This is a genomic window from Cellulosimicrobium funkei, assembly GCF_900155925.1.
Lineage (GTDB): Bacteria > Actinomycetota > Actinomycetes > Actinomycetales > Cellulomonadaceae > Cellulosimicrobium > Cellulosimicrobium funkei.
Map to the genome: position 1 here is coordinate 858,482 of NZ_FTMI01000001.1, position 25,473 is coordinate 883,954.

The following is a 25,473-nucleotide window of genomic DNA, read 5'->3' on the forward strand; positions in this document are numbered from 1 at the left end:
CGGTCGTCCGGGTCAGTGGTGGAAGTTGGAGCGCTGGCCCTCGGTCGGCATCGGGCCGGTGAGGGCGTCGAGGAGCGCGACCTCGTCGCGCAGGTCCGCGAGGAACGCGGACGCCAGGTCGTGGCTGAAGCCGTTGCGCACGACGACGCGCTGGACGGTGAGGTCCGTGAGGTCGTCGGGCATGGGGTACGCGGGCACGAGCCAGCCCTTGGTGCGCAGCCGCTCCGACAGGTGGTAGAGGTCCCAGTTCTTCGTGTGGCCCTCGCGCAGGCGCCACGCGAACACGGGGATGTCCGAGCCGTCGTTCCACAGCTCGAACGCGGGCATCTTCGCGATCTCGCCCGACAGGTAGAGCGCGACGTCGCGCGACGTGCGCTGCACGGCCTCGTAGCCGGTACGCCCGAGCCGCAGGAAGAGGTAGTACTGGAGGAGCACCTGCGCGCCGGGGCGCGAGAAGTTGAGGGCGAACGTCGGCATGTCCCCGCCGAGGTAGCTCACGCGGAACACGAGGTCCTCCGGCAGCGACTCCGTGTCGCGCCAGACGACCCACCCGAGGCCCGGGTAGACCAGGCCGTACTTGTGGCCGGAGGTGTTGATCGACGCGACGCGGGGGACGCGGAAGTCCCACTCGAGGTCGGGCTGGAGGAACGGGGCGATCATCGCGCCCGACGCGCCGTCGACGTGGATGGGCACGTCCAGGCCCGTGGACTCCTGGATCCGGTCGAGGGCCGCCGCGATCTCGGCGACCGGCTCGTACATGCCGGTGTAGGTCACGCCCATGATGGCGACGACGCCGATCGTGTTCTCGTCCACGTACGTCTCGAGGTCGTGGCCGTCGAGGACCTTGTGGTCCTCGGAGATCGGGACGTAGCGCGCCTCGACCTCGAAGTAGTTGCAGAACTTCTCCCAGCACACCTGGACCGCGCTCGAGAGCACGAGGTTCGGGCGGTCGGTCGGCTTGCCGGCGGCGCGGCGCGCGTGCTGCCAGCGCCGCTTGAGGGCGAGACCGCCGAGCATGCAGGCCTCGGACGAGCCGATGGTCGACGTCCCGATGGTGTGCTCCGGGTCGGGCGCGTGCCACAGGTCGGCGAGCATCGTCCAGCACCGCGTCTCGACGGCCGCCGTCTGCGGGTACTCGTCCTTGTCGATCATGTTCTTGTCGGCGGCCTCGAGGTACAGCCGCGCAGCGTGCTCGTCCATCCACGTGCCGACGAACGTCGCGAGGTTGAGCCGCGCGTTCCCGTCGAGCATCGCCTCGTCGTGGACGATCTGGTACGCCGTCTCCTGGAGGGACTCGTCCTCAGGGAACCGGAACTTGGGCAGCGCCGTCGCCTCCCCCGGTCTGGCGAAGATCGGGTTGAGCTCGACGACGTCGGGTTCTCCGGTGTGCCTCTCGGCCCGGCGCGTGTTCGTGACCATGTCCGCCCCCTCGGGTTGGTGTGGCCGCGGACCTGCGGCCGCTCTCTCGACGGTACGACCGCGATCGCGGGACCGCCTCTGGGCAGGTGAGATAGGCAACACCTGTTGCTTAAGTGATTGCCTCGGCGTAACGTCGAGGACGACGCAGCGCACGGCACGACGCGGAGGAGGTGGCCGTGGACAAGCGCACCGCCCGCACCGCCGCGGCCCTGCGGACCGCGATCCTCGCGCTCGCGGCGGAGCAGGACGTCACCCGGCTCACGGTGTCCGCCGTCGCGGCCCGGGCGGGGATCAACCGCGTGACGTTCTACGACCACGCGTCGAGCCCGTCCGAGCTCCTCGCGCGCGTGCTCGGCGCCGAGCTCGACGCGATCCGCGACCGGTTCTTCGCCGACGTCCGGGCCGCCGAGACGGCCGACGACGTCGCCGCCCGCTCCCGCAAGGTCGTCGACCACTGGAGCCGTGCGCTCGTCGTGCACGTCGAGGCCCACCTCCCCGTCTACGAGCGCGCGCTGGAGGGCGGCCTCAGCGCGCCGCTGTTCCGGCTGCTCGCCAGCCACGTCACCGGCACGCTCGTCGAGCACCTGCACGCCCACCCGGGCCTCCTGCCGTCGGCCCCGGCCGGCACCTCGGCGGGACTCCCGGCCGAGCCGTCGGCGGGAGCCACGACCACCGCGACGGACGACGTCGCGGCGCGCGCGTTCGCGACGTACGTCGGCTTCGGCACGGTCGGCGCGCTCGAGGTGTGGCTCGCCACGCCCCCTCCCCGTGACCCCGGGCTCTTCCCGCGGGTCGCCCGAGACGCCCTGCCCGCCTGGTGGACCACGCCGTCGCCCTGACGAGCCGTCCCCTCCGCCGGTCGACCCCGGTCCCCGGCGGGCAGGTGCGCACCACCCGCGCGACGACGCCCCCGCTCACGAGGCGGGCCGACGCCGCCGTGCCCGGCAAGGAAAGGAGCCCCACCATGGGCAGCACTCCCGGAAGGGTGCAGAACAAGGTCGCGATCGTCACCGGCGGCACCGGCGGCATGGGCGTCACGAACGCGCGCGCGCTCGTCGCAGAGGGCGCGAAGGTCGTGGTCGCGGACCTCGACGACGCGAAGGGCGAGGCGCTCGCGCGCGAGCTCGGCCCCGACGCCCGCTACGTGCACCTCGACGTGACGAGCGAGGACGAGTGGGCGGCCGCCGTCGCGGCCACGCTCGACGCGTTCGGGCGCGTCGACGTGCTCGTCAACAACGCGGGCATCGCCAACGGCGGTCCCATCACGGAGTTCGACGTCGCCGCCTGGCGCCGGATCATCGACATCAACCTCACCGGCACGTTCCTCGGGATCCGCGCGGTGTCGCCGATCATGGCGAAGGCCGGCGCGGGGTCGATCATCAACATCTCGTCGGTCGAGGGCATGCGCGGGAGCGCGGGCCTGCACGGCTACGTCGCGTCGAAGTTCGGCGTCCGCGGGCTGACGAAGTCCGTCGCGCTCGACCTCGGCCCGTACGGCGTGCGCGTCAACTCGGTGCACCCCGGGTTCATCTCGACGCCCATGACCGCGTCGCTCAACCCGGACGACCTCCTCATCCCGCTCGGCCGCCCCGCGGCGCCCGAGGAGGTCTCGCGCATGATCGTCTTCCTCGCGAGCGACGAGGCGTCGTACTCGACGGGCTCGGAGTTCGTCGTGGACGGCGGCCTCATCGCCGGCGTCCCGTCGAAGAAGGGCCACGGCCAGCTCTGACCCGGCCGCGGTCGGCCCGGTAGCGAGGGGGCTGGTCGCGGCGGGCCCGGTCGCTCAGTGCACCGCGGCCGCGCACGCGACGCAGGTCCGCGCCGTCGGGCGCGCCTCGAGGCGCCCGGCGGCGATCTGCTGCCCGCACCCCGCGCAGACGCCGTAGGTCCCCGCGTCCAGGCGCGCGAGGGCGGCGTCGACCTCCTCGACCCGCGCGGCCGCGTCGCGCGCGAGCGCGTCCACCTGGGCGCGCTCGAACGCGATCGTCGCGCCGTCGGGGTCGTGCTCGTCGTCCGCGTTGGAGTCGCGCGACGCCTCGACGATGCCCGCGACGTCGGCGCGCAGCGCCCGCAGGCGCTCCGACGCCTCCGCGCGCACGGCGAGCAGCCGCTCGCGCGCGGGCCGGGGGTCGAGCGGGTGGTCGGAGCTCTCGAACGGTGTCGTCATCACCCTCCCCAACGCTCGGGACGGGGTGAAACCGTCCCGGACGGGGACTCCTGCCCACGTCCGCCGCATGACAGCGGCGGTCCGCGATGGAAGAGTGGAACCGCCCGGCCACCCCGGGGCCACCGCGCGGACTCGCCCTCGCGGTGGGCGACCGACGGCGAGACCACGGGGGTCGGCATGAGCACGGTCGTCGTCTTCGAGGAGTTCGGCGGGCCCGAGGGCCTGCGGGTCGACGACGAGGAGGTCGGCGCTCCCGGCCCCGGCCAGGTGCGCGTCGCGAACCGCGTCGTCGGCGTCAACCCCGCGGACCTCAAGCGGCTCGCCGGCGCGTTCGGTGGCCGCGTCCCCGGCGTGCTGGGGTTCGAGGCGGCCGGGGTGGTCGACGCCGTCGGGCCCGACGTCCCGGACCTCGCCCCCGGCGACGAGGTCGTGTGGCACGGCACGGGGGCGCAGCGCGAGCTCTCGCTCGTCCGCGCCGACCACGTGCGGCGCAAGCCGTCGTCCGTCCCCTTCGACCAGGCCGCGGTCCTGCCCGTCGCGGCCGCGACCGCGTTCTCCGCGCTCGTGCAGGCCGACACGGGCGAGGGCGACGTCGTGCTCGTGCACGGCGCGAGCGGGGGCGTCGGGTCCGCGGCGGTGCAGATCGCGACCGCGCTCGGTGCCCGCGTCGTCGGGACGGCCTCGCCCGCGAACCACGACTACGTGCGCGACCTCGGCGCGACGCCCGTCGCGTACGGCCCGGGGCTCGTCGACGCGGTCCGCGCGCTGCCCGACGGGCTCGACGAGGTGAGCGTCGTCGTCGACCTCGTCGGCACGGAGGAGACCGTGGCCGCGACCGTCGCGCTGCTGGGCGAGCACCTCTCCCCCGCCGACGCCGACGACCCGCCGAGCGCCGTGACCGTCGTCGGGACGGACACCTCGCGCGCCGCCGGGATCGCCGACAAGGTCGACGCGAAGGGCGCCCTCGACGAGGTGCTCGCGCTCGCCGAGGACGGACGGCTCCGGGCGGAGATCTCGGCCCGGTTCCCGCTCGCCGAGGCCGCGGAGGCCCTCCGCCTCGTCGCCGAGGGGCACGTGCGCGGGAAGGTCGTCCTCGACGTCGTGTGACGCGCGGCCGCTCTCCTTTGTGACGCTGCGCACAAGCTCGCCGCACGAGCCGCAGGATTCCGCGGCTCCCGCCCCGGCTCCCCGCGAATCTTCTTGCGCCCCGCGTGCGCCAGAGTGTGGAATCGTTAGCATGCGTAAGCTTCTTGCCGCCACCGCGGCGCTCTCCTGTGCCCTCCTGCTGGCGTCCTGCGCCTCGCCGACCGACCCGGCGAGCGACGACGCGGCGACCACCCCCGCGACCGAGACCACGACCGAGGCGGCCCCCGAGGTCACGCCGACCGTCGTCGCCGTCACCACGACGTGCAGCACCTTCTACGGCGGCGAGTACTCCGCCGAGCGCCTCGTCACCGAGACGACGCCGCTCCTCGCCACGCCGGACGACGAGGACGCCGCCGCCGCGATCTACACGACGCGCGAGCGCATCGCCGCGGTGCAGAACTTCGCCGACCCGGAGCTTCAGGAGAACCTCAACGGGATCAAGGCGCCCTTCGAGGCCGCCGTCCAGGGCGAGACCATCAGCACGTCGAATCTCCAGGCGTCGCTCGACGCGTTCCGCGCCCAGTGCGTCGAGGCCGGGTACGCGTTCGCGTCCTGACGCCACGCGCCGCGGTCCGGACGGCCCGTCCCTCGTCGAGGGGCGGGCCGTCCTCGCGTCCGGGGCCTGCTCGCGCCCGGGGGCACGCCGGTGCCGGGCTCGTCGCGACCTGAGGCGGGCGGCGAGGCGCCGCCCGGCGTGGGAGCATCCGACCATGCCCGTCGTCGAGTCCTCGCTCGTGGTCCCCGTCGACCCCGCGACGGCGTTCGCCGTCTCGCAGACGACGGGCGCCGTCCGCCTGCGCTGGGACCCCTTCATCCGCCACCAGCACTTCCTCGACGGCGCGACCGCGCCCGCGAAGGGCGTGCAGACCTTCACCCGGCACCGCAGCGGGCTGTCCATGGTGAGCGAGTACGTCTCGTACAACCCGCCGACCAACGTCGGCATGCGCATGGTCCGCGGGTCGTGGTTCTTCGAGAACCTCGCGGGCGGCTGGCGCTTCGCGCCCGACCCGGGCGGCGGCACGCGCGCGACGTGGCGCTACAGCTTCCGCTGCCGGCCGCGCTGGCTCGCCCCGGTCGCCGAGCGTGTCGGGTCGTGGGTGCTCCAGCGCGACGTCGACCGGCGCATCGCCGGCTTCGCGCGCGGGTGCGCCGACCCGGTCGTGCTCGACGCGGTGCACGACGGCGCCTGACGCCCGCGCCTCCGTCCGCCGCCGCGCGGCACCCCGGGGCCACGCGACCCGGCACCCCGGGACGACGTCGCCCGGCACCCCGGTCGGACGCGGCCCGGCCGCGCGCGGCGTAGCGTGCGACGCATGGGCCCGCTCGACCGCCGCCGCCCCCGGGCGTTCCTCGCCGTGGTGCTCGCGGTGGTCACGGTCGTCGGTTCCGTGGGCGCGACGCACGGCCAGCCCGGTGCCCGGCCGCTCGACGCCGCGGCGCTCGCGCTCCTCCTCGTGCCCCCGCTCGCCCTCGTGCTCCTCGTGCGGTGGCCGGTCGTCGCCGTCGTCGTGTCCGTGGGTGCGGCGGGCACGTTCCTCGTCGCCGGGTACGCGTGGGGCCCGGTGCTCGCCGGTCCCGTGGGCGTGCTCGTGGGGGTGCTGCTCAGCGGACCCGCGGTGCGCGCGCGCCGGGTCGCGTGGGGCGGGGCGGTGCTCCTGGCGGGCGCGGTCGTCACGGCGGCGGCGCTCCGCCCGGACGCGCCGCCCCCGGCGACGCTGCTCGGTGGGACCGCGTGGACCGTCGTCGTGCTGCTCGTCGCCGGGACGGTCCGCGACCGGTCCGCGCGGCTCGCCGCGGCTCGCGAGACCGAGCGCCTGGCGCGCGCCGAGCGGGAGCGGACCGCCGTCGCCGACGAGCGCCTGCGGATCGCGCGCGAGGTCCACGACGTGCTCGCGCACTCGCTGTCCGCCATCACCGTCCAGGCGGGCGTCGGCCTGCACCTGCTCGACCGCGACCCCGAGCAGGCCCGCGGTGCGCTGACCGCGATCCGCGCCGCGAGCACCGAGGCGCTCGACGAGGTGCGCGCGGTGCTGGGCGTCGTGCGCGGCGACGCGCACGACGACGTCGCGCCCCTCGCCCCGACGTGGGACCTCGCGGCGCTCCCCCGGCTCGTGCGGCAGGCGGAGGGCGGCGGCCTCGCGGTCGCGCTCGACGTCGACCCGGCCGCGGCGGGACTGCCCGACCGGCTCGCGGGCGTCGTCTACCGCGTCGTGCAGGAGTCGCTGACCAACGTGCGGCGGCACGCGCACGGCGCCACGCGGGCGGACGTGCAGGTCGCGGTGCGTCCCGCACCGCACGGCGCGGTGACCGTGACCGTGACCGACGACGGCGCGGCCCCAGGCGCGGAGCCGGAGCCGGGCTACGGCCTGCGGGGCATGCGCGAGCGCGTCGAGAGCGTCGGCGGCTCGCTCGCCGCCGGCCCCGCGCCGTCCTCCTCTGGACGTGGCTTCCGGGTGCGGGCAGTCTTTCCCTGGCCGGGCTCCCCGCCCGGGCCGGGCGCCGCCGGACGGTCCGACGCGGCCGACGACGCACCGCCGCAGCGCGAGGAGGCACCGTGATCGACGTCGTGCTGGCCGACGACCAGGCGCTCGTGCGGGGTGGCTTCCGCGCGCTCATCGACTCCGAGGACGACATGCGCGTCGTCGCGGAGGCCGCGACCGGCGACGACGCCGTCCGCCTCGCGCTCGAGCACCTGCCCGACGTCGTGCTCATGGACATCCGCATGCCCGGTCTCGACGGCCTGGAGGCGACGCGGCGGATCGTCGCGGACCGCGCGGCGTCGCACGTGCACGTCGTGGTCGTCACGACGTTCGAGCTCGACGAGTACGTGACCGACGCGATCCGCGGCGGCGCGAGCGGCTTCCTCGTCAAGGACACCGAGCCCGTCGACCTCGTCCGGGCGGTGCGGGTCGCGGCGCGCGGCGACGCGCTGCTCTCGCCCACCGTGACCCGGCGGCTGCTGTCGCGGGTCGCGGACGCGACGCGCGCCGTCGGGCCGGTGCGCGGTGTCGAGGAGCTCACGCCGCGCGAGCACGAGGTGCTCGTCGAGGTCGCGGGCGGGCTGTCGAACGAGGAGATCGCCGGGTCGCTCTTCCTGTCGGAGTCGACCGTGAAGACCCACGTCTCGCGGGTCATGGCGAAGCTGGGCGCGCGGGACCGGGCGCAGCTCGTCGTCGCGGCGTACGAGTCGGGCGTCGTCCGTCCGGGCTGGGCAGGCTGAGCTCCCGACCGACCGTCGCGGGCGGCACCGGGGGACGAGCGAGGTCGGCACGCCCGGGTGACGACGCGGCGTCGGGCGGGCGCGAGCCTGGGGGTGCGGCCGGCGGACGGCCGCCCTCGCCGGGACCGGCGAGGCGCACCGACACCGGAGGTCGTCATGCTCACCGCACTCACCGGGGCCGTGGTCCCCACGGAGGCCGTCGCGTCCGTGGCCCACCCCGGCTGGGGGCCCGGACCGTGGTGGTTCGTCTTCCCCCTGCTGTGGTTCCTGCTCTTCGCGTCCGTGGTCTTCCTCGTCGCCCGCCGCGCGCGGCGCGGCTGGGGCCCGGGCGGTCCCGGCGGCTGGCGCGCCCCCGGCCCTGACCCGGTCGCGATCCTCGGCGAGCGGTACGCGCGCGGCGAGATCGACGAGCAGGAGTACCGCTCGCGCCTCGCCGTCCTGCGCGAGGGCCACCCCCACCCCTGACGCCGAGAACGACGTTGCTGCCGTCATCCCTCGGACAACGGCAGCAACGTCGTGCTCGACGGCGAGGAATCGCCTGGTCGGCGTCAGGCGGAGGCGCCCACGCGCTCCTTGGTGCCCGACGGCGAGGCCTCCGCGGCCTCGGCCGGCGCCGGGGACTCCGTGGTCGTCTCGGACGACGCGTCGTCGTCCTCGTCCACGAAGAGGTCCTCGGCCGTCGCGGCCTCGTACTGCTCGAGGTCGAGGATGCCCTCGCGCTTCGCCACGATCGTGGGCACGAGCGCCTGGCCCGCGACGTTCACCGCGGTGCGGCCCATGTCGAGGATCGGGTCGATCGCGAGCAGCAGGCCCACGCCCGCGAGCGGCAGGCCCACGGTCGAGAGCGTGAGGGTCAGCATGACGATCGCGCCGGTGAGGCCCGCGGTCGCGGCGGAGCCGACGACGGACACGAACGCGATGAGCAGGTAGTCGGTGATCGACAGGTCGATGCCGAAGATCTGCGCGACGAAGATCGCCGAGATGGCCGGGTAGATCGAGGCGCAACCGTCCATCTTGGTCGTCGCGGCCAGCGGCACGGCGAACGACGCGTACTCGCTCGGCACGCCGAGGTTGCGCTCGGTGACGCGCTGCGTCACGGGCAGCGTGCCGATCGAGGAGCGCGAGACGAACGCGAGCTGGATCGCGGGCCACGCGCCGCGGAAGTAGCTCGAGATCTTCAGGCCGTTGGTGCGCAGCAGGATCGGGTAGACGACGAACAGCACGACCGCGAGGCCGACGTAGATCGCGACGGCGAACCACGCGAGCGACGCGAGCGACGTCCAGCCGTACGCCGCGATGGCGTAGCCGATCAGGCCGGCGGTGCCGATCGGCGCGAGGCGAATGATCCACCACAGCACCTTCTGCACGATCGCGAGCGCGGAGCGGTTGAACGCGAGGAACGGGTCCGCCTTCTTGCCCGACTTGAGCGCCGCGATGCCGATGACGAGCGCGACGACGAGGATCTGCAGCACGTTGAAGCTGACGGACGTCGACGCTGCTCCGGTGAGCGCGCCGTCGTCACCGGTCTCGAGGCTCGTCGAGGCGCCGAGACCCAGGACGTTGCCCGGGATGAGACCGTTGAGGAAGTCGAGCCACGTGCCGGTGCGGCCCGGCTCGGAGGCGGCGTCGAGCGAGACCGACGCGCGGTTGCCCGGCTGGAACAGCAGGCCCAGGCCGATGCCCACGGCTACCGAGATCGCGGCGGTGATGGCGAACCACAGCAGCGTCTGACCGGCGAGGCGCGCGGCGTTGGTGACGGTCCGCAGGTTCGCGATCGACGCGACGATCGCGGTGAAGATCAGCGGCGGCACGACCGCCTTGAGCAGCGTCACGAACGACGAGCCGATCGTGTCGAGCGTCGTGGTGAGGCCGTTGGGGACGTCGCCCGCGGCGTCCTGCGGGCCCATGGCGAGGGCGAGGGCACCGAGCCCGACGCCGACCGCGAGGCCGAGCAGGATCTGCACGCTGAACGAGGGGAACCGGCGCTTCTTCTTCGCGGGCGCAGCGGCCGGAGCCTGCTTCGCCTGCGGGTCGGCCTGCGAGGAGGCCGTCGAGGGGGTCGAGGACACGGAGGACCTTTCGGGGTGACGCGGGCGCACGAGCGCCCGCTCTCGGGAGAGGGGCTCGGGACGTCGTCGCGGGGCGCCGGCAGCAGCGCGGCCCGGGCAGGGACGCAGGCACGGAGGTAGCCAGCGGCCTGACGGGGGCGCGCCACGCGCGTCAGCGGCTCAGGTCGCGAGGCGACCCGGGGTCCTGACGGGTGTGCGGAGGCGGGGAGGCGTCAGCGGCGACGGGGGGTCAGCGACACAGCGCGCTGGCGACTCGACGGAGGTCGACGTCGCGGCGCTGGGTGAGCTGCCAGGCAGGCACGCTGACGAACACGGAGGTTCTCCCGGAACGGTGGGTTCTCGCTGGACGCGGGCATACGGACGCCCGCGGCAACCGATCATACCCGCTCGTGGACAACCGTCCGGCGGCCGGACCTATTCCGGCCGCCGGGGAGCGGCGGGCGTCAGGCGTTCGGCGCGTCGAGGAACGCGTGCATGAGCGGCCCCGCCGTCACGGCGCCGCCCTCGCCCGTCTCGACGAACACGGCGACCGCGAGGTCGCCCTGCGTCGCGATCATCCACGCGTGGGACTGGCTGCCGTCGCCGTACTGCGCCGTGCCCGTCTTCGCCCCGGGCTCGCCCGGGAGGTCCTGGAGGATCGACGCCGAGCCGTCCGTGACGACGCCGCGCATGAGCTCGCGCAGCGTCGCCGCCTCCTGCTCGGTGAGGGTCGAGGCGGGCTGCTCCTCGGCGACGGTCTGGACGTCCGGGTGGACGAGGACCGGCGCGACCGTGCGCCCGGCGGCGACGCTCGCGGCGACCGTCGCCATCGCGAGGGGCGACGCCTGGACCTTGCCCTGCCCGATCATCGACGCGGCGTGCTCGGTGCCCTGCGCGTCCGTCGGGACGTCGCCGAAGAACGCGGGCGCGCCGAGCTCGGACTCGACGCCCAGCCCGAGCGAGGCGGCGGCGTCGTGCAGCGCCTGCTGCGACACGGCCTCCCGCTGCCCGATCATCGCCGTGTTGCACGAGTTCGCGAACGCCGTGCGCAGCGGCACGTCGCCGAGCGCCGCCGTCGGGTAGCCGGGCACGTTCTGGAACTCGCGGCCCTCGACGGTCAGCGTGGGCGGGCAGGAGACGGTCGTGTCCGGGGTGAGGCCCGCGCGCAGCATCGCGAGCGTCGTCGCGACCTTGAACGTCGATCCCGGCGCGTACTGGCCCGTCGTGGCGGTCGAGAGACCCTCGCCCGCGGTCGAGCTCGCCGCCGCGAGCACGGAGCCCGTCGAGGGCTGGATCGCGACGATCGCGCTCGGTCCCTGCCCGGCGAGCACCGCCTCGGCGGCGACCTGCATGTCCGGGCGCAGCGTCGTGCTCAGCGGCACGCCGTCCACCGGATCGACCGAGAACACCTCCGTCGGCTCCGCGTCCGCGTCCGCCTCGCCCGGCACGACCTCGATCGACAGGCCCGGCACCCCGCGGAGCTGCTCGTCGTACTGACGCTGGAGGCCGGAGATACCGACCTGGTCGCCCGCAGCGACCGCGCCCTCGGACTCCTCGACGATCTCCGCCGTCGCCTCGCCCACGCGCCCGAGCAGGGGACGCGCGAACTCGCGCGTCGGGGCGAGGGGGATCGCGTCGTCGATGACCGCGACGCCCTCGATGCCGCGCGCCGCGTCGACGTCGACGCCCGCGGTGTCCTCCGTACGGACGGTGATGGCCTCGACGAACGCCTTCTCCCCGGCCCCGGCGACACGCTGCGCGTACTCCTCCGGGTCCAGCCCGACGACGCCCGCGAGCGCCCGCGCCGCGCCGTCCCACTGGGCGGAGCCCACGCGCGTCTTGTCGACGCCGATCCGGTAGACGGGACGGTCCTCGACGATGGGGACGCCGTCGGCGCCGAGGATGCCCGCACGGACCGCCGGCACGCGGCTCACCGCGAGCCGGCCGCCCTGGCCGAGCTCGGGGACGAGCACGTCGGGCTCCCACACGACGTCCCAGGCGCCCGGGCCGTCCTCGCCCTCGCCCGGCTCCGCGAACGTGAGCTCCGCCGTGGTGGTGTACTCCCAGGCCTGGTCGCCCGCGACCTCCCAGCGGTAGGCGAGCGTCGCCGTCGCGCGGTCGCCCGCGTCGTCGCCCTCCTCGTCGACGTCCACCGACTCCACCTCGACCGTGCGCTCGTACGGCGCGAGCGGCTCGAGCACCGCCTCCAGGTGGCCCTGGACGTCCTTCGCGGCGCCGTTGCGGAACTCCAGCGCGCTCACGTCGCCGGCCTGGAGGGCGTCGGCGAGCGCGGCTGCGGCGTCGGACGCCTCCGGGCGGTCGGGCGTGCACGCCGCGAGGGGCAGGGCGAGGACGGGGACGAGCGCCGCGGCCGTCGTCCAGCGGGCGGCCCTCCCGCGCCACCGGCCGTGCGTGCCGGACCGACCGTGGCCGTGCGCGACGCTGCTCACTCGTTGTGCTCCCCTGCTCCGTGCCGTTCGGGACGAGACGGACGCTACCCGACGGCACCGACGCCGCCGGCACCGACGGACGGACCGGCCCGGTTCGTCCGCCGCTTCTTCACCTCCCACAACTTCTCCCACGTCCCGCGGAGCCGCGACGCGCTCCCCTTCCCCGCACGCTCGCCCGGTCTTTGCGCAGGTGTGCGGGCGCGCGCCGCGATCCCGGGCTGATCCTGCGCTTTTCCTGAGGAACAGGTGCGCCAGAGTTGAGGAGGACTCCGTACTTTTCGAGTCATGACTCTCCACACCCCCGAGACGACCCCCGCCCCGCGCCGCGACAAGCGCCGCGCCTTCGCCGCCTTCGGGCTGGCGGCACTCGCCGTCGGTGGCATCGGGGCGGCGCTCACCAGCGCCGCCTGGACCGACAACGCGTTCTTCGCGGCGCCCGCGACGGCCGCGACCTTCGACCTCCAGGGGTCGCTGGACGGGACGACCTGGAAGGACTCGGCCGACCCGGACGCCATCGAGCTCGTCGTGCCGTCGGACGCGCTCGCGAACCTCCTGCCCGGCCAGACGCGCACGATCGACCTGTGGGTGCGCAACGAGAGCTCGGTGAAGGCCGCGCTGACGTCCAGCGTCCGCTTCGCCTCGGGCTCGACCTTCACCACGAACCCCTCCGCCTCCGTCTCCGGGCTCGCCACGACGCTCGACGCCACCGGCGGCACGTCCAGCGACCAGTTCCGGCTCACCGTCACGGCGCCGAGCGACTGGGCGCCGTCGAACCAGGGGGCCACCGGGACGCTCGTCGTCACGGTCTCCGCCACCGCGACGGCCTGACCCGACGCCGGACGCAGGAGGAGGAGAACCACCGATGCAGGTACTGCGGCGCGGGGCCGTCCTCGTCCTGTGGGTCCTCGCCGCCTTCGGGCTGGTGTGCGGGGCGGTGTGGGGCGCGACCGCGGCCGGCCTCATCAAGCCCCTCGTCGTGATCTCCGGATCGATGGAGCCGGGGATCATGACGGGCGACCTCCTGGTCGCCCGGCCGGTCCCGGCGGCCGACCTGGCCGTCGGCGACGTGGTGAGCCTGCCCAGCGAGCTGACCGGCGACCTGGTGACCCACCGCGTCGAGGCCGTCGAGCAGACGGGCGACGACCGGTACACGGTCAGCATGAAGGGCGACAACAACGCCTACGCGGACGCCCTGGACTACACCGCCTCGGGCGACGTGTGGAAGCCCGCGGTCCAGCTCGCCGGCTGGGGCACCGCGATCGTGCGCCTGACGACCCCCGCCGTGGCGGTCCCCCTCCTCGTCGGCCTGCTCGGCCTGCTCGGCCTCACCCTGCTCGTCCCGCCCGCACCGCGGCGCGTGCCGGTCCGCCGATGACCGGCGCCCGGACCGGCCGACGGGCCGGCGCGACGGCCGGTCAGACGGCCGGGCGCCGCACGCTGAGCCTGCTCCTGGCGGTCCTGACGCTCGTGACGGCCTCGTGGTGGGGCGTCGCGCACGCGGCCGTCGAGCCCACGACGGCCGCGTGGACGGACCAGGCCCGGACCGCCGCGCCCGTCTCCGCCGGCCGGTGGCAGACGACGGCGGCCGGCACGTGCGTCGCGCGCGGCGAGGGGCGCGCCGTCCTCTCCGGCTGCACGGTCCGCTCGATCTCGTTCGAGACGTGGGGCGAGCCGGGGAGCCAGGTCCGCAACTACTACGTGGCCTTCACGGTGCCCGCGGGCACGCGGTCGGTGTCCTTCGACGTCGACCTCCGGGCCGCGACCGGCCAGGAGACCTCGTGGCGGTGGAGCGGCGCCCGCGTCGTCGCGGGGGGCCAGTTCACCCCGCAGCAGGGCTGGACCTGCGCCGAGCTGCCGCGGGTGCGCGGGGAGGGCGCCGACTGGCAGAACCCGATCTACTTCCAGGTCGCCGAGCAGGGCAGCGGGGCCGAGTCGGCCTGCCCGTGACGCGCGTCCGCCGTCGACGTCAGTCCGGCGTGACCGGGCTGATCACGTACCAGAGGCGCACCGACGCGTCGCCCCCCGGCCCGGGCTCGTGGCTGATCTGCACGGACGTCTCGACGTCGCCGTTCGACCCGTTGATGCCCGTGCGGGCCCGCGTCCCGCCCGCGCGCGACGCGTCGAGCGACGCAGGCAGCTCGTCGAGCCACCGGTCGACCTGCGATCGGGGGAAGCCCAGCACCTGCGCGTCGGCCACGAGCTGGTCGTGCACGGCCTGCCCGCCGGAGAGCGTGCGGAACACGTTGATCGCGCTCACGTACCCGCGCCGGGGCTGGATCGTCAGCTCCTCGGCCGTCGTGGTCCACGTGCCGTCGGGGAGCGTCAGCTCGACCTCGGCCGCGCCGTCCGGCACCTGCACGACGGCCATCGACTCGCCCAGCCCGACGGACTCCGCGGTGATCGGCCTGCTCACGTCCCAGCGCACGGTCTCGCCCCTCTCGATGTCGTCGATCGTCGTCGCGCCCGTCGCGCCCCCGCCGCCCGACGACGTCGGGCCGCCCGGGGCCGTCGTCCCGCCCGGTCCGGTAGCCGCGTCGTCCGGGTCGCCGAACGTCACGGTGCACCCCGTCAGCACGAGAGACCCGGCGAGCGCCCCCGCGAGCAGGACCGCGGCGACGCCGGCCCTCGGCGCCGTCCCGTGCGCGCGACGGAACCCCCGGCTCACTGGTCCACGTCCACGTCCCACTCGGTCAGTCTGTCAAGGATGCGTCCGATGCGGGCGGGGTTCGTGAGCCGGTAGTCGGCGATCCGGTCGGACACGTCGGTGCCGATGATCTGCGCCGCCTGGTCCGGGTGCTGCGTGACGAGCTGCTGGTAGGCGGGCAGCGTGTCGTTCGAGATGTACTCCCAGCGGGTCGCCTGGTCGGCGATGTTGCCGCCCGGCAACGGCGTCTCCACCGTCACCGTGCCCTGCACGGGGTTGTCGAACGTGATGCCCGTGAACGGGATCCCGAGGTTCTCCGGGCCGGGCGTCTCGACGCTCACCGTGAAGGGGTCGTGCTGCGCGTACGTGCCCGCGCCGGGGATCGACGGCTCGCCGACGAGCGTCATGAGGTACGTGAACGCCTCGCCCGTGACCGGGTGGTCGCGCATGGTCTGCCAGTCGTCGGCGATGATCTGGTTCTGCTCGCGCCACAGCAGGGCGGTGTTGCCGTCCGCGAGCGCCTGCGCGTCGCCCGCCCGGCCGGCCTCGACGTCCGCCCACGCCTGGTACGCGGCGCCGTCGATGACGCCGGCTTCGAGCAGCCGCTCCATCTCCTGCATGCCGCCGTTCAGGTACGCCTCGTGCATGACGGCCTGGTCCACGAAGATCTCGCGCTGCATCGACAGGAACTGGTTCTCGTAGAAGCCGAGCTCGGCGTCCGACATCGTCGCGATCGCCTCGAGCGCCGCCCGGTCGACGCCGGGCGGCAGCGCCCGGGCGCCGCTCGCGACGCCCTGCGCGAGCTGCCGCATCATGTCGAGGTCGAAGAACCCGGCGGCGAACGACGGCCCGATCATCGCGGCCATGCCGGCCCACTGCATCCACGGGTTGTCGAGGTAGAGCTCGCCGTAGTACGTGTAGACGCTCTCGATGATCTCGCGGTTGGCCGACGCCCCCGCGGACGGGTCCCAGTCGGCGAAGTCGAACCCCGCCTCGCCCGCGGCGACGCGCGTCCAGTGCGTGACGGCGAGCTCCGCGAACCCCGGGGAGTCGGGGTCGACACCGAGGCGCACCATCTGGTCGTAGAGCGCCGCGACCTGCGCGTCCGTCGCGTTCTCGAGCCACGCGGCGCGCTCGCCCGCGTCCATCGCGGCGTACTCGCCAGGCGTCGGCGTGGGGACGGTCTGCTGCGGCCCGCCCGGGCCGGACGTGGGCGCGCCGCCCGGGCCCGCGAGGGCGCCGCCGTCGGCGCTCGCCGACTCCTGCTGGTCGGCGTCCGTGGCGAGGCGGTCGGCCGCGGCGTCGAGGAGGCTCGCGGTGCCGGTGAGCGAGGGCCCGAGCGTGCTGGCCCACGCGCTGCGGAACTGCGCGGCGTCGGGCCCGTCCCACCGGGTCGCGGCCTCGACGACGGCCGCCACCTGCGCACGGTGGGTCCGCAGCGCGTCGGCGCCGGAGCGCAGGCCGGACGCGAGCGCGCGCAGCGCACGGACGTCGGCGCCCCACATCCCGCTCATGCCGTCCCCTCCCGCCCCTGCGCGTCCCCTCACGCGCACGCGTCGACGCCTTCGTCCTCGACGGTCGCACGCCGACGGTACGCGGCCGGGTCGGCCGCCGCGATGGGGACAACTGCCCATGCCCGGACAGGGCGGGCGCGGCGGCGCGCCTCAGCTCAGGCGGCGCTCCAGCCGCACCACCACCGTGTCACCGACGTCCTTGCCGAGGCGCTTGCGCACGCCGGCGTTGAGCGACAGCATCAGCCCGCCCGACCCGGTCGGCATGAGCCCCACGTTGCGCAGCGCGACGTCGTCGACGGTCGCGTCCACGCGGACCGCGCGCAGCGACCCGAAGAGCTCGCGCGCCCCGGGCACCTCCACGCAGGGCCACGTGTCGCCCTTGACGTCGACGCCGACGGGCGCGGTGAACGTGTGGTCGAGGAGGACGGGCTCGAACGGCATGGGAGTGCTCCGGTGGGTCGTGCGGTCGTGGTCGGGGGGTCTGACCGGCCGAGGTCCGAGAACTCGTCGGTCGTGGTCGAGCGACGTTCAGGCGTCCCGCACCGACGTGCCCATGCGCTCGACCGCCTCGGTGAGCACGTCGACGCCCGTCGCGAGGTTGAGGCGGACGTGCCCCTGCCCGCCGGGGCCGAACCGGCGCCCGTCCTCCAGCGCGACGCGCGCGCGGTCGAGGAACCACGACCGGGGGTCCGCACCCGCCGGGCCGGGCAGACCGCGCGCGTCGAGCCACGCGAGGTACGTCGCCTCGCCGGGCCGGTAGCGCACCGCGGGCAGGTGCTCCGCGAGCAGGTCGGCGAGGAGCCACGCGTTGCGCTCGACGCCCGCGAGGACGTCGTCGAGCCACGCCTCGCCGTGGTCGAGCGCCGCGACGTGCGCGAGCACGGACACGTGCTGGACGCCGTGGCTCGCCTCCTCGGGGATGCGCCGCAGGTCGTCGGCGGCGTCCGGGCCGGCGACGGCCGCCGCCGCCTTGAGGCCCGGCAGGTTCCACGCCTTCGACGCGGAGACGATGGCGACGGCGGAGTCCGCCCCGGGGACGGTGAGGAGCGGCGTGTGGGTCGTCGCGGGGCGCCCGTCGAGCCCGGGCCGCGTGAGGGGCGCGTGGATCTCGTCCGCCACGACGCGCACCCCGTACCGCGCGGCGAGCGCCAGGCCGGCCGCCAGCTCCGCGCGCGTGTGCGCGGTCCCCGTCGGGTTCTGCGGGTTGCACACGAGCCAGACGGCGCGGCGCCCGCTCCCGGGGCCGTCACCGTTCGCGGCGGCGCCGGTCGCGTCGGCGAACGCCCGCTCCAGGGTGTCGAGGTCGAGCCGCCCGTCGGTGCCCAGCGGCGCGTCGACGACGCGGCGCCCCTCGTTCGCGGTGAAGCCGTAGAACGGCGGGTACACGGGCGGGTTGACGACGACCGCGTCGCCCGGGGACGTGAGGACGCGCAGCACCTCGACGATCGCGACCATGACGTCGGGCAGCGTGCGCGACGTCGCCGCGTCGGGCGTCCAGCCCCAGCGGCGCCGGGCGAAGCGCGCGTACGCCTCGCCGTACGCGGTGCCGACGTCGTACCCGGTGTCGCCCGAGCGCAGGGCGGCCGTCACGGCGTCCACGACCGCGTCGCACGGCGCGACGTCCATCTCGGCGACGAACAGCGGCAGCACGTCGGGCGCGAAGGTGCACCACTTCGCCGACGTCCGACGGCGCAGCTCGTCGAGCGTGAGGACGTCCAACGGTGTGCGCATCGTGCCCCTCCTCGGTGCGGGCCGAGCGTCTGCCCGGCACCGGTCGGCGGGCCTGCCCCGGTCGGCCGACCCGGCCCACCCTAGGCGGGCTCGGGCTCCGTCGCCGCGGGCGCGCCCTCCTCGGCCGCGGCGTTCGCCGGGCTCGTCGCGAGCACGACGCACCCCCCGACGGCGGCCAGCGTCGCCACGACGGCGGGCACCGCCCAGCCCGACCGCACGACGTCGCCGAGCACGGCGAGGCCGACGATCCCCGGGGCGAGCACCTCGATCACGGAGACCGTCGCGGCGACCGTCCCCACCGCGCCCCGCTCCAGGGCGCGCAGATAGGCGAGCGCGCCCGCGACGCCGCCGAGCACGATCGCGAGGGCGAGCGGCTGGAGCACGGTGTCGAGCAGGTCCCCGGACGCGTGCGCGCCGCGCGCCGCCACGGCGGCGACCGAGTAGCCGAGGCCGCCCAGGACGGCGAGCAGCACGGGGTGCCCGCGCCGGTACGCGGCGGCGGTGCCGACCGCCACGGCCACCCCGGCGACGTTGACCCAGGTCGTGAACCCGGCCGGCGGGTGCGTCGCGGGCTGCTCCCCCGCCGCGAGCGCCAGCACCACGAGCCCCGCGACGACGACGCCGATCGACACGACGTCCGTGCGACGCAGCGTCGCGCCGAGCACGAGGCGGGCGAGCAGCACGACGGCGACGAGCGACGCCGCGACGACCGCCTGCACCACGAAGAGCGGCAGGTGGTCCAGGGCGAGGAGGGAGAGGAGCCAGCCGACGCCGTCGACCACGAGCCCGCCGACGACGAGCGGCTGGGCCACGGCCGCGAGGCCGTGGGCCCGGCGCGTCGCGACGGCCTGCATGATCGTGCTCACCGCGTACAGGAGGCTCGCGGCCACGGCGGCGAGCAGCGAGAGGATCACGACGCGACCCCGAGGCCGTCACCCGCGGCGGGCGCGACGTGGGCCGCGCGCACGGGCACGCTGGGCCGTTCGGTCGGGGCGGGCACGTTCCGATCATCCGCCACCGCGGCGCGCACCGCGCGGGCGGGCCTACGGCTCCGGACGTCCGGGCGAGGCGGTCAGGCGCCGTCGCGCGTGGTCGCGGTGGTCAGGCCTCGTCGCGCGCGGGCGCCGCGTCCCGACGGCCGCGCGCGTGGGCGGGCCGCTCGTCGTCGTGCACCCAGCGCCAGACGCGCGTCACGACGAACCACACGACCGCCGCCGCGACGACGGCGATGACGACCTTCTGCAGGACGCCCGCGTACTCCTCGACGACGTGCCACTGCTCGCCGAGCGCGTACCCGGCGTAGACGAAGATCGTGTTCCACACGGCGCTGCCGGCGGTGGTGAGCGCGGTGAACTTCCACAGGGGCATGCGCTCGACCCCGGCGGGGATCGAGATGAGGCTGCGGAAGATGGGGATGAAGCGGCCGAAGAAGACCGTCGCGCTGCCGTGCCGGAGGAAGAACTGCTCGGTGCGGTCGACGTCCTCGACCTTGACGAGCGGCAGGCGCTCCGCGATCCACCGCGTGCGCTCGCGCCCGATGATCGCCCCGACCGCGTAGAGCGCGAGGGCGCCGACGACGGACCCCGCCGTCGTCCACAGGATCGCCTCGACGAGCCCGAAGCTCCCCTGGCTCGCCGTGAAGCCCGCGAGCGGCAGGATGATCTCGCTCGGCAGCGGCGGGAACAGGTTCTCGAGCGCGATGGCGATCGCGGCCCCGACCGGGCCCAGCGTCTCCATGAGGTTGACCGCCCAGCCGGCGACGCCGTCGAGAGCGGGCTCCGCCGTCGTGGCGGCGGGCACGGCGGCCGTCAGGGCGGCGGAGAGTCCGGAGGGCATGGGACACGAGCCTAGGCGAGCGGTCGGTGGCGCGAGCGCCGATGCGGCCGGAAGGGTGTGGAGGTCTCGTGCGGAGGCGCGGGACGTGCAGGGGACCGGCCCGCTCAGCCGCGGACGAGCGCGTCGAGGCGGCGGATCGGGTCCCAGGCGCCCGCCTCGCTGTTCGACAGCACGACGACCGTCACGCCCGGCGCCCCGGCCGGCGGGAGCGCGTCCGGGCCGTCCGCAGGGCCCACCGGGTCCGGGTAGTGGCGCAGGATCGCGCTCGCGCCCGTGTTGATGCCGTCCTTGTACGCCGAGCGCACCGACCCGTCCGCGAGCAGCTCGAGCTCGAGCCCGAAGCCGTAGTGCACGCTCGGTGCGGGCTCGGCCCCGTCCGTCGCGCCCGTCCCGCCCTCGTGGTGCAGCACCTGCGGGGTGAGGAACGCGCGCGTGAGGTCGGGCGGCAGGAGCTCGCCGTCGCGCACCGCCGCCCAGAACCGGGCGAGGTCGCGCGCCGTGACGTGCGCGCCGCCGTCGGGCGAGCCGACGGGCGGGTAGGAGTAGACGTTCTGCCGCCACCCGGTGACGGGGCCGTCGTCGTCCGGGCCCTCGTGCACGGGCTCCCAGCCCTCCGCGACGTCCGGCTCGGCCTCGTCCATGCGGAAGAACCCGGAGCGGTCCATGCCCGCGCGCGCGAACACGTGCTCGCGGACGTGGTCGCGGTACGTCGTCCCGGTGACGGACTCCAGCGCGAGGCCGGCGAGGACGTAGCCGACGTTGCAGTAGCGACACCCCTCGCCGGGCGCGAAGTTCGGCTCCTTGTGGACGAACCCGGGCAGGAAGTCTGCCGTGCGCGTCACGGAGTAGCTCGGCCGGTCGACCCACAGCTCCTCGTACGACTCCCCCGCCTCCTCGTCGGCGTCGTCCGCGATGCCCGACGTGTGGGTCAGCAGGTGCCGGATCGTCACCTCGCGCGGGATGGTCGTGCCCGCAAGGTCCACGTGGTCGTGGACGCGGGCGTCGAGCCCGAGCCGGCCGTCGCCCACGAGCTGGAGCACCGCGACGGCGGTGAAGAGCTTGGTGACGGACGCGACGTCGAACCGCGTGCTCGTGCGGACCGGGACGCCCCAGCGGCGCGACGCGACGCCGTAGGCGCGTTCGAGCAGCACCTCGCCGTGGCGTTCGACCCGCACGACGCCGGAGAAGTCGTCGGCGTCCGCGGCGGAGCGCAGGTGCGTGTCGAGGGCGGCGAGAGCGGCGTCGTCGAGCGCGGTCATGGCCCGACCGTAGGCGGGCCGGGGCGCTCCCGGCCAGGACTTTTGTCCCGGAGAGCCGCACGTCGTCACGGGTGGGAGCGCTATCACGGTACGGTCGCCGCATGGCGACCTCGACGACGACCCCCGCGCTCGGCGTGATCCTCCCGCGCGAGCTCCCCGCCGACCTCATCGTGCCGTTCGCGCGCCGCGCGGAGGAGGTCGGCCTCGACGAGCTGTGGGTCGTCGAGGACCTCACCTTCCACGGCGGGATCGCGCAGGCCGCGACGGTCCTCGCCGCGACCCAGCGCCTCACCGTCGGCATCGGGATCCTGCCCGCCGCCACGCGTGCGCCGTCGACCGCCGCGATGGAGGCCGGCACGCTCGCCGCCCTGCACCCCGGCCGCCTGCACCTCGGGCTCGGGCACGGCATGCCGGCGTGGATGCGGCAGATCGGCGTGTGGCCCGCGAGCCCGCTCGCGATGCTCGAGGAGACCACCGCGACCGTGCGCGCCCTGCTGCACGGCGAGCGCGTCAGCGTCGCGGGCCGCTACGTGTCCGTCGACGACGTCGCCCTCCACGCCCCGCCCGCCTCGCCGCCGCCCGTGCTCGCCGGCGTGCGTGGCCCGCGGTCGCTCGAGGTCTCGGGCCGCGTCGCGGACGGGACCATCCTCGACATGCCCGTGACCCCCGAGTACCTCGCCGTCGCGCGCGCCGCGATCGACGCCGGGCGCGCGAGCGCCGGGGACGCGGCCCCGCCCGCGCACCGCGTCGTCGCGTTCTCCGTCGGCGCCGTGCACGACGACGTCGCGACGGCCCGCGAGATCGTCCGCCCCTACCTCGCGGTCCTCGGCGAGGCCGACTGGTCCGCCCAGATCGACCCGCTGCCCTTCGCCGACGCGTTCCGCGCCCTGCGCGACGCGAGCGCCACCCCCGACGACTTCGCCGCCGCGATGCCCGACGCGTGGGTCGACGCGCTCGCCGTCGTCGGGTCGCCCGAGGCCTTCCGCGCGCGGCTCGCCGAGCTCGGCGCGGGCGGGGTGTCGAGCGTCGTCCTCGTCGCCACCAGCGCCGACCCGGCCCGGCCCGACGACCCGTTCAGTGCGCTCGACGCGCTCGCCGCGGTGACCCGCCCCGCCGTCTGACGGCCGCCGTCGACCTGCGAGACCGCGCCGGAGAGCCGACCATGGGCAGGTGAGCGAGCACGCACCGACCTACACCGAGACGTGGCCCCTGCTGAGCCCGGGAGACCGCCGTCGGCTCGAGGAGCTCGACGCCCTCGAGACCGACATCCTCCGCCAGCTCTCCGAGGCGTTCGCCGACGAGGTGGACGCCCCGACGCTCGGCGAGCTCCAGGTCGAGCGGCTGCGGGTCTACCGCGACGCGCAGGCCCGCGCACAACGGCAGCGGACACGCGCCTGACCCCCCATGAGCGCCCCGGGGCCGCGCGCGTCCCTCGTCGACATCGTGCTCGGCGCGGTGCGCGAGGGCACGTCGGTCGTGGTCTCCGGGCTCCCGGGCTCCGGCCGGTCCACGCTCCTCGCGCGCGTCCGGGCCGCCGTCCTCGACGACGACCGGCACGTCCTGTCCCTCGTGGGCGTCGGCCCCGGCGCCCCGCGTCCGCTCGAGTCGCTCGTCCTCGCCGGGGTGCTCGACGCCGCCCCCGGCCAGCCCGTGTCGCTCGGGCGCGCGGTCGACGCCGTCGAGCGGGCGCTCGGCACCGGGCCGGCGGTCCTCCTCGCGGACGACGCCGACGCGCTCGACGACACCTCCGCCGCAGTCCTCGGGGCGGTCTCCGCCCGCCAGGACGCCACCGTCGTGCTGAGCCAGCGCCCGCCCTACCCCGCGGCCCCGGTCGAGACCGTGCTCGGCGGCCGACCCGCGACCGCGCTGCCGATGCCGCCCCTCGCCTTCGAGGAGATGCACGCCACCGCGAGCGCGCTGCTCGGCGGCGACCTCGACGCCGGTGTCGCCGGTCGCCTGTACGGCCTGTCCGGCGGCCTGCCCGGCCTGGTCCGGTCCGTCGCCACCGAGGCCCGGCGCGCCGGCCGCCTCGTCGAGGAGTCGGGGACCTGGGTCGCGCGCCGCGACCTGGTGACCTCGGCGCTCGCCGGCGACGTCGGCCGCCTGGTCAGCGGGCTGTCGCCCGAGGAGGTGGACGGCGTCTGGGCGCTCGCGGCGACCGGCGCCGCGGAGCTCGGGACGGTGCACCGGTTCCTGCCCTGGCCCGTGCTCGTCGCGCTCGACGACCACGGCCTGGTCCGCTTCGTCGAGGCCGAAGGTCGCACGACGGTGACGCTCTACCCGCCGCTCGTCGGGGAGCTCCTCCGGCAGTCGGGGGGCGCACGAGCGCTGCGCGCGGCGGAGCAGGTCGCCGACGCGCTCGGCAGCGGCCGGGCGGACGAGTGGGACCCCCTCGCGCGCACCGCCGACGCCGCCGTCCCGACCGGCTGGGCCGCGTCGCGCGAGTCGGCGGCCATCCTCGGTCGCGCCCTGCGGCGGCATGCCGCCGCCCAGCTGCTCGCGAGCCGGGACGCGTGGGAGCGCACCCCGACCACACGGAACACCGTCCGGTACCTCGAGGCGCTCGTCAACGACGACACCGCGCCCGACGTGGTGGAGCACGTGCTCTCGCGCGCGCACGACCTCGTCCCCGAGGAGCCCGGTCGCGAGAGCTTCCTCGTCGCGTGGGAGGCCGTCTACCGCGCGGTCGTGCGCCACGAGCGCGACGCGGCCCTCGCGCTGCTGGAGCCGGCCGGGACCACGGAGGCCGACGACGCCGTCCTGATCGCGGTCGCCCAGCACGTCCTGCTCGCGGTCGGCGACGTCGAGGGCACGGGACCGTCCGCCGAGCTCCCGCCCCCGCTCCCCCGTCCCGCGACCGACGAGAGCGCGGAGCCGCCGTCGACCGCGTCGTTGCTCGTCGGGCCCGGTGACGTGGTGGGGCTCGTCCGTGCCGAGGTGCTGCTCGCCCGGGGTCGGTGCGACGACGCGGCCGAGATGCTCGACGACCTCGTCGTGCCGCAGGCCGCCGACCGCCAGGACGGCGCCTCGTGGCGCTCGTTCACGCTGCTGTGCGCCGGAGAGGTCGAGGCGGCCGTCGAGCGCTCGCGCCGCCTCCTGGACCAGGCGCGGGACCGGTTCGCGGTCTGGGAGTTCGAGCCGCACGGCTACGTGGTCGCCCTCGGCCTCTACCTCCAGGGCCGGTTCACGACCCTGCGCGAGCACCTGACGAGCGTCTTCGCCGCCGGCGCGCACGCGCCCCTGCGCCCGAGCACGCGCGCGGGACTGCGCTGCCTCGGCGCCGAGCTCTCGCTCCGGGAGGGGAACGTCACGAGCGCGCGCTCGCTCGCGCACCAGCTCGACGCGCTGCAGCTCCTCGCGGCGTCCACGCCGCTCGCCCGGCCGCACCCGCTCGCCGCGGAGCTCGCGCTGGCGACCGGCCAGGCCGGGCCCGAGGCCGCGACGCGCGCGGCGTGGGATCTCGTCGAGGCGATGGACCGCCGCGGGTACCTGCTCGCCGCACTCTTCGACGCGGCCTGGCTCGTGACCCTCTGGCCCGACGCGCGTCGCGCCCGGCGGGTCGCGGAGCACGCGGCCGCCGCGCAGGGCACGCTCCTGCCCGCCCTCGGCCGCTACGTCACCGCCGCCGCCGACCGCTCGCCCGAGGCGCTCCTCGCGGCCGCCGACGACCTGCGCGCCCGCGGCCTCGTGCTGCACGGCACCCAGGCCCACGCGGCCGCCGTCCGGCTGCTGCGCGACGACGGTCGCACGGCCCTCGCCACCGACGAGGCGCACCGGCTCCGCGCCCTCGTGGCGACCGCGGGCGAGGAGCTGGACCTGCTCGTGCCGCCGGTCGCGCCCGTGGACACCCTGAGCCCGCGCGAGCGCGAGGTCGCCCGGCTCGTCGCGCGCGGGCTGAGCAACAAGGACGTCGCGCGCGAGCTCGTGCTCAGCGACCGCACCGTCGACAACCACGTCTACCGGATCTTCCGGAAGCTGGGCATCACCTCGCGCGACCAGCTCCCGTCCGTGCTCTGACGACCGTCGTCGTCCCGCCGCG

General features: G+C 75.6%; 25 protein-coding genes. 14 read left to right on the forward strand and 11 right to left on the reverse strand.

Annotation, left to right across the window (positions count from 1 at the left end):
* Positions 1 to 12: 12 nt before the first annotated feature.
* Entirely contained in the window at positions 13 to 1,419 is a 1,407-nt protein-coding gene (gene gad / locus BXA05_RS03700; RefSeq protein WP_043658499.1) for a glutamate decarboxylase, read from the reverse strand.
* Between the two features lie 176 nt (positions 1,420 to 1,595).
* Here gad and BXA05_RS03705 point away from each other — a divergent pair, with 176 nt between their 5' ends.
* The gene (locus BXA05_RS03705; protein ID WP_170963126.1) at positions 1,596 to 2,258 is read left to right on the forward strand and encodes a TetR/AcrR family transcriptional regulator; all 663 of its coding nucleotides are present in this window, start codon (positions 1,596 to 1,598) and stop codon (positions 2,256 to 2,258) included.
* Between the two features lie 125 nt (positions 2,259 to 2,383).
* Complete coding sequence (locus tag BXA05_RS03710; protein ID WP_061269402.1) at positions 2,384 to 3,148, forward strand: glucose 1-dehydrogenase; 765 nt, start codon at positions 2,384 to 2,386, stop codon at positions 3,146 to 3,148.
* A 54-nt stretch (positions 3,149 to 3,202) separates the two neighbouring features.
* Here the strand turns inward: BXA05_RS03710 and BXA05_RS03715 are convergent, their stop codons facing one another.
* Positions 3,203 to 3,586 (reverse strand): TraR/DksA family transcriptional regulator, encoded by a 384-nt coding sequence (locus tag BXA05_RS03715; RefSeq protein ID WP_076403941.1) that lies wholly within the window; start codon positions 3,584 to 3,586, stop codon positions 3,203 to 3,205.
* 177 nt (positions 3,587 to 3,763) lie between these two features.
* Here BXA05_RS03715 and BXA05_RS03720 point away from each other — a divergent pair, with 177 nt between their 5' ends.
* The 6 genes from BXA05_RS03720 to BXA05_RS03745 all read left to right on the forward strand — a co-directional run bounded on the left by BXA05_RS03720 (position 3,764) and on the right by BXA05_RS03745 (position 8,417).
* Positions 3,764 to 4,693, forward strand: coding sequence for a quinone oxidoreductase family protein (locus BXA05_RS03720; RefSeq protein ID WP_076403942.1), 930 nt, complete (start codon positions 3,764 to 3,766; stop codon positions 4,691 to 4,693).
* A 130-nt stretch (positions 4,694 to 4,823) separates the two neighbouring features.
* The gene (locus BXA05_RS03725; protein WP_076403943.1) at positions 4,824 to 5,288 is read left to right on the forward strand and encodes a hypothetical protein; all 465 of its coding nucleotides are present in this window, start codon (positions 4,824 to 4,826) and stop codon (positions 5,286 to 5,288) included.
* A gap of 154 nt (positions 5,289 to 5,442) precedes the next feature.
* On the forward strand, positions 5,443 to 5,922 hold the full coding sequence (locus tag BXA05_RS03730; protein WP_076403944.1) for an SRPBCC family protein: 480 nt from the start codon (positions 5,443 to 5,445) through the stop codon (positions 5,920 to 5,922).
* 123 nt (positions 5,923 to 6,045) lie between these two features.
* On the forward strand, positions 6,046 to 7,290 hold the full coding sequence (locus tag BXA05_RS03735; protein ID WP_076403945.1) for a sensor histidine kinase: 1,245 nt from the start codon (positions 6,046 to 6,048) through the stop codon (positions 7,288 to 7,290).
* Positions 7,287 to 7,952 carry a response regulator gene (locus BXA05_RS03740; protein ID WP_076403946.1) on the forward strand — a complete coding sequence of 222 codons (666 nt, stop codon included), beginning with the start codon at positions 7,287 to 7,289 and terminating at the stop codon, positions 7,950 to 7,952. Before BXA05_RS03735 ends, BXA05_RS03740 begins: the two co-directional genes overlap by 4 nt.
* A 156-nt stretch (positions 7,953 to 8,108) precedes the next feature.
* A complete protein-coding gene (locus BXA05_RS03745) occupies positions 8,109 to 8,417 on the forward strand; it encodes an SHOCT domain-containing protein (RefSeq protein ID WP_009862368.1) in 309 nt (102 codons plus the stop codon).
* An 83-nt stretch (positions 8,418 to 8,500) separates the two neighbouring features.
* Here the strand turns inward: BXA05_RS03745 and BXA05_RS03750 are convergent, their stop codons facing one another.
* Both BXA05_RS03750 and BXA05_RS19240 read right to left on the reverse strand, forming a co-directional pair.
* Positions 8,501 to 10,021, reverse strand: coding sequence for a dicarboxylate/amino acid:cation symporter (locus BXA05_RS03750; protein WP_083711358.1), 1,521 nt, complete (start codon positions 10,019 to 10,021; stop codon positions 8,501 to 8,503).
* Between the two features lie 443 nt (positions 10,022 to 10,464).
* Positions 10,465 to 12,450 carry a penicillin-binding transpeptidase domain-containing protein gene (locus BXA05_RS19240; RefSeq protein WP_143311022.1) on the reverse strand — a complete coding sequence of 662 codons (1,986 nt, stop codon included), beginning with the start codon at positions 12,448 to 12,450 and terminating at the stop codon, positions 10,465 to 10,467.
* Positions 12,451 to 12,735: 285 nt separating this feature from the next.
* On the opposite strand from BXA05_RS19240, the gene BXA05_RS19550 reads away from it, so the two are divergent.
* From BXA05_RS19550 to BXA05_RS03770, 3 genes are read left to right on the forward strand one after another with little or no spacing between them, the layout of a single operon-like run.
* A complete protein-coding gene (locus tag BXA05_RS19550; protein WP_009865266.1) occupies positions 12,736 to 13,278 on the forward strand; it encodes a hypothetical protein in 543 nt (180 codons plus the stop codon).
* Between the two features lie 34 nt (positions 13,279 to 13,312).
* A complete protein-coding gene (locus BXA05_RS03765; protein ID WP_076403947.1) occupies positions 13,313 to 13,825 on the forward strand; it encodes a signal peptidase I in 513 nt (170 codons plus the stop codon).
* Entirely contained in the window at positions 13,822 to 14,397 is a 576-nt protein-coding gene (locus BXA05_RS03770) for a hypothetical protein (RefSeq protein ID WP_076403948.1), read from the forward strand. Before BXA05_RS03765 ends, BXA05_RS03770 begins: the two co-directional genes overlap by 4 nt.
* Before the next feature lie 19 nt (positions 14,398 to 14,416).
* On the opposite strand, the gene BXA05_RS19555 is transcribed toward BXA05_RS03770, so the two are convergent.
* From BXA05_RS19555 to BXA05_RS03810, 7 genes are all read right to left on the reverse strand, one after another.
* Entirely contained in the window at positions 14,417 to 15,115 is a 699-nt protein-coding gene (locus BXA05_RS19555; protein WP_143311023.1) for a hypothetical protein, read from the reverse strand.
* The gene (locus BXA05_RS03785) at positions 15,112 to 16,608 is read right to left on the reverse strand and encodes a hypothetical protein (RefSeq protein ID WP_076403951.1); all 1,497 of its coding nucleotides are present in this window, start codon (positions 16,606 to 16,608) and stop codon (positions 15,112 to 15,114) included. The genes BXA05_RS19555 and BXA05_RS03785 overlap by 4 nt, the downstream gene beginning before the upstream one ends.
* Before the next feature lie 150 nt (positions 16,609 to 16,758).
* Entirely contained in the window at positions 16,759 to 17,049 is a 291-nt protein-coding gene (locus BXA05_RS03790) for a DUF1905 domain-containing protein (RefSeq protein WP_043652182.1), read from the reverse strand.
* An 87-nt stretch (positions 17,050 to 17,136) separates the two neighbouring features.
* On the reverse strand, positions 17,137 to 18,339 hold the full coding sequence (locus tag BXA05_RS03795; protein WP_076403952.1) for a MalY/PatB family protein: 1,203 nt from the start codon (positions 18,337 to 18,339) through the stop codon (positions 17,137 to 17,139).
* Between the two features lie 80 nt (positions 18,340 to 18,419).
* Positions 18,420 to 19,253, reverse strand: a complete 834-nt coding sequence (locus BXA05_RS03800; protein WP_076403953.1) for a hypothetical protein — start codon at positions 19,251 to 19,253, stop codon at positions 18,420 to 18,422.
* 187 nt (positions 19,254 to 19,440) lie between these two features.
* The gene (locus BXA05_RS03805; protein ID WP_074804653.1) at positions 19,441 to 20,175 is read right to left on the reverse strand and encodes a DedA family protein; all 735 of its coding nucleotides are present in this window, start codon (positions 20,173 to 20,175) and stop codon (positions 19,441 to 19,443) included.
* Between the two features lie 104 nt (positions 20,176 to 20,279).
* Positions 20,280 to 21,434 carry a serine hydrolase domain-containing protein gene (locus BXA05_RS03810; protein ID WP_076403954.1) on the reverse strand — a complete coding sequence of 385 codons (1,155 nt, stop codon included), beginning with the start codon at positions 21,432 to 21,434 and terminating at the stop codon, positions 20,280 to 20,282.
* A 101-nt stretch (positions 21,435 to 21,535) separates the two neighbouring features.
* Between BXA05_RS03810 and BXA05_RS03815 the strand changes: the two genes are divergently transcribed.
* Genes BXA05_RS03815 through BXA05_RS03825 form a run of 3 tightly spaced genes read left to right on the forward strand, consistent with a single transcriptional unit; the run spans position 21,536 to position 25,451 of the window.
* Positions 21,536 to 22,555 carry an LLM class flavin-dependent oxidoreductase gene (locus BXA05_RS03815; RefSeq protein ID WP_076403955.1) on the forward strand — a complete coding sequence of 340 codons (1,020 nt, stop codon included), beginning with the start codon at positions 21,536 to 21,538 and terminating at the stop codon, positions 22,553 to 22,555.
* A 49-nt stretch (positions 22,556 to 22,604) separates the two neighbouring features.
* Positions 22,605 to 22,832, forward strand: coding sequence for a hypothetical protein (locus BXA05_RS03820; protein ID WP_034656217.1), 228 nt, complete (start codon positions 22,605 to 22,607; stop codon positions 22,830 to 22,832).
* Positions 22,833 to 22,838: 6 nt separating this feature from the next.
* A complete protein-coding gene (locus BXA05_RS03825; RefSeq protein ID WP_076403956.1) occupies positions 22,839 to 25,451 on the forward strand; it encodes a LuxR C-terminal-related transcriptional regulator in 2,613 nt (870 codons plus the stop codon).
* Positions 25,452 to 25,473: the final 22 nt, after the last annotated feature.

What these genes read in the sequence shown, in the direction of transcription:
- BXA05_RS03790 (WP_043652182.1), bottom strand. Translation starts at nt 17,049, where the DNA reads ATGCCGTTCGAGCCCGTCCTCCTCGACCACACGTTCACCGCGCCCGTC.
- BXA05_RS03815 (WP_076403955.1), top strand. Translation starts at nt 21,536, where the DNA reads ATGGCGACCTCGACGACGACCCCCGCGCTCGGCGTGATCCTCCCGCGC.
- BXA05_RS03770 (WP_076403948.1), top strand. Translation starts at nt 13,822, where the DNA reads ATGACCGGCGCCCGGACCGGCCGACGGGCCGGCGCGACGGCCGGTCAG.
- BXA05_RS03720 (WP_076403942.1), top strand. Translation starts at nt 3,764, where the DNA reads ATGAGCACGGTCGTCGTCTTCGAGGAGTTCGGCGGGCCCGAGGGCCTG.
- gad (WP_043658499.1), bottom strand. Translation starts at nt 1,419, where the DNA reads ATGGTCACGAACACGCGCCGGGCCGAGAGGCACACCGGAGAACCCGAC.
- BXA05_RS03805 (WP_074804653.1), bottom strand. Translation starts at nt 20,175, where the DNA reads ATGCCCTCCGGACTCTCCGCCGCCCTGACGGCCGCCGTGCCCGCCGCC.
- BXA05_RS03785 (WP_076403951.1), bottom strand. Translation starts at nt 16,608, where the DNA reads ATGAGCGGGATGTGGGGCGCCGACGTCCGTGCGCTGCGCGCGCTCGCG.
- BXA05_RS03710 (WP_061269402.1), top strand. Translation starts at nt 2,384, where the DNA reads ATGGGCAGCACTCCCGGAAGGGTGCAGAACAAGGTCGCGATCGTCACC.
- BXA05_RS03765 (WP_076403947.1), top strand. Translation starts at nt 13,313, where the DNA reads ATGCAGGTACTGCGGCGCGGGGCCGTCCTCGTCCTGTGGGTCCTCGCC.
- BXA05_RS03810 (WP_076403954.1), bottom strand. Translation starts at nt 21,434, where the DNA reads ATGACCGCGCTCGACGACGCCGCTCTCGCCGCCCTCGACACGCACCTG.
- BXA05_RS19550 (WP_009865266.1), top strand. Translation starts at nt 12,736, where the DNA reads ATGACTCTCCACACCCCCGAGACGACCCCCGCCCCGCGCCGCGACAAG.
- BXA05_RS03795 (WP_076403952.1), bottom strand. Translation starts at nt 18,339, where the DNA reads ATGCGCACACCGTTGGACGTCCTCACGCTCGACGAGCTGCGCCGTCGG.
- BXA05_RS03735 (WP_076403945.1), top strand. Translation starts at nt 6,046, where the DNA reads ATGGGCCCGCTCGACCGCCGCCGCCCCCGGGCGTTCCTCGCCGTGGTG.
- BXA05_RS03745 (WP_009862368.1), top strand. Translation starts at nt 8,109, where the DNA reads ATGCTCACCGCACTCACCGGGGCCGTGGTCCCCACGGAGGCCGTCGCG.
- BXA05_RS03825 (WP_076403956.1), top strand. Translation starts at nt 22,839, where the DNA reads ATGAGCGCCCCGGGGCCGCGCGCGTCCCTCGTCGACATCGTGCTCGGC.
- BXA05_RS03730 (WP_076403944.1), top strand. Translation starts at nt 5,443, where the DNA reads ATGCCCGTCGTCGAGTCCTCGCTCGTGGTCCCCGTCGACCCCGCGACG.
- BXA05_RS03725 (WP_076403943.1), top strand. Translation starts at nt 4,824, where the DNA reads ATGCGTAAGCTTCTTGCCGCCACCGCGGCGCTCTCCTGTGCCCTCCTG.
- BXA05_RS03715 (WP_076403941.1), bottom strand. Translation starts at nt 3,586, where the DNA reads ATGACGACACCGTTCGAGAGCTCCGACCACCCGCTCGACCCCCGGCCC.